Source organism: Microbacterium sp. MTN4-26, from assembly GCF_042846595.1.
GTDB lineage: Bacteria > Actinomycetota > Actinomycetes > Actinomycetales > Microbacteriaceae > Microbacterium > Microbacterium luteum.
Genome location: NZ_BTGO01000039.1, coordinates 1 through 1,701, shown reverse-complemented (window position 1 = coordinate 1,701; position 1,701 = coordinate 1). Strand labels below are relative to the sequence as shown.

2 protein-coding genes and 1 pseudogene are annotated in these 1,701 nt (G+C 63.7%); all 3 read left to right on the top strand.

The window, feature by feature from the left end:
- Positions 1-280 (top strand): annotated as a pseudogene (locus ACGG9C_RS16955) (IS3 family transposase); the annotation flags it as partial.
- 336 nt (positions 281-616) lie between these two features.
- A complete protein-coding gene (locus ACGG9C_RS16950) occupies positions 617-1,249 on the top strand; it encodes a helix-turn-helix domain-containing protein (RefSeq protein ID WP_071044177.1) in 633 nt (210 codons plus the stop codon).
- A 93-nt stretch (positions 1,250-1,342) separates the two neighbouring features.
- Positions 1,343-1,701 (top strand): ATP-binding cassette domain-containing protein (locus ACGG9C_RS16945; protein WP_390178948.1); only part of this gene is annotated, 359 nt, incomplete at its 3' end.

Here is a 1,701-nt window from a genome sequence, read left to right as displayed (position 1 = left end):
CCGGAAGTTCCTGCGGGCTCTGGCCGCCCACCGCATGGTCGGATCGATGGGCCGCGTGGGCGCCGCCGGCGACAATGCCGCCATGGAGAGCTTTTTCAGCCTGCTGCAGAAGAACGTCCTCAACCGCCGCTCCTGGACCACCTGCGAGCAGCTCCGCCTCGCGATCGTCACCTGAATCGAACGGACCTACCACCGCCGACGCCGTCAGGCACGCCTGGGCCGTTTGACGCCCGTCGAATTCGAGACGATCATGAGCAAGTCCGTCGCCCTCGCGGCGTGACTAGAAACTGTCACCTATCCGTTCAGCAGCCCCCTCACTTTCGCGCTGGGGCTCCTCGACGCGATGAGCCCTGAGACGCCAGCGGTTAAGATCGGACGCTGTATCGAGTATCTGGGTCAGAGCTGCTCGCTGGGCTGCGGTGAGGACCATGGTGGGCACGTTAGCAACGAGGATGTGCACCCACCGAAAACGATCGATTTCGGTTGATCAAAGGCGGAGAGCATCGGGGCAAGGCTGGGTCCGCGACAACTCCGCTCGAAGGGCACAGCGACAGCACGACCCGGGCGCCTGGTCCTGGCGACGGCGCCTAGTGGCGCGACCTCTTAGTGTGGTGGCATGACGACGGCCGAGCCCCCTGGGGCGGACCAGCGGATGCGAGAGGAGCTCGGCGGCCGCATCGCGGCGCTGCGCAAGAGCAGGAGTATGACGCTCGTGGTTCTCGCCGCCAAGGCAAAGCTCTCGCAGCCCTTCCTGAGCCAGATCGAACGTGGGCGCGCCCGGCCGAGCATGCCCTCGCTCCACCGCATAGCCGCGGCTCTGGGCACGACGACGCCCGCACTGCTCTCCGATACCGGCGCCAATCCGGAAGACGACAGTCACTCCGGCAACGGCAGGGTCAGCCTCGTCAGAGTCAATGAGGGACGGATGGTCTCGCAAGTGGACGGGCAGGCGAAGTCGCTCGTGTTCGGCGCTCGCGCGATGTACCCCATGGAGTTTGTCACCCAGGTCACCGAGTTCGAGGACTTCTACGAGCATACCGGCGAAGAATTCATGTACGTGATCTCGGGCCAACTCGAAGTGGACCTGGCGGACGACGGACTCTTCATGCTCGGGCCCGGAGACACCCTCTACTTCGGCGGCGGCGTGCGCCACCGCTGGCGCACCGTCGGGGCATGGCCAGCGCGGGTGCTTGTGACGCAGGCCCAGCCAATCGCCGCGACAGCGAATATTTCGGAAATGCATATTTGACCCATCAGCCATCTCAACGGGCTGGCAACCATCGCGAAATATCAACGAAACATCTTCTCGTCAGTATTGCTCATATCAATATTGGAGGTGGAGATGACTGCGGCGGCCGTCGAATTCAGCGATGTCGGCGTGCGGTTTCCGAACGGAACGACGGCGTTGTCAAAGGTCGATCTGACGATCCAACCGGGCGAGTTCGTCACATTGCTCGGCCCGTCCGGCTGCGGCAAATCGACGCTTCTCCGCCTCGCATCGGGCCTCGAAAGCGCTACCTCGGGTGCCGCGACGGTGTCGACCGATCGCATCGGATATGTGTTCCAAGAGGCGACTCTGTTGCCTTGGCTCACCGTCGCCCGCAACGTCGCACTCCTAGCGGAACTCGATGGACTGCCCCAGCGAGAGGTCTCCTCACGCGTCGCTCGCACGCTGGAACTCGTCGGACTGCAGGATTTTTC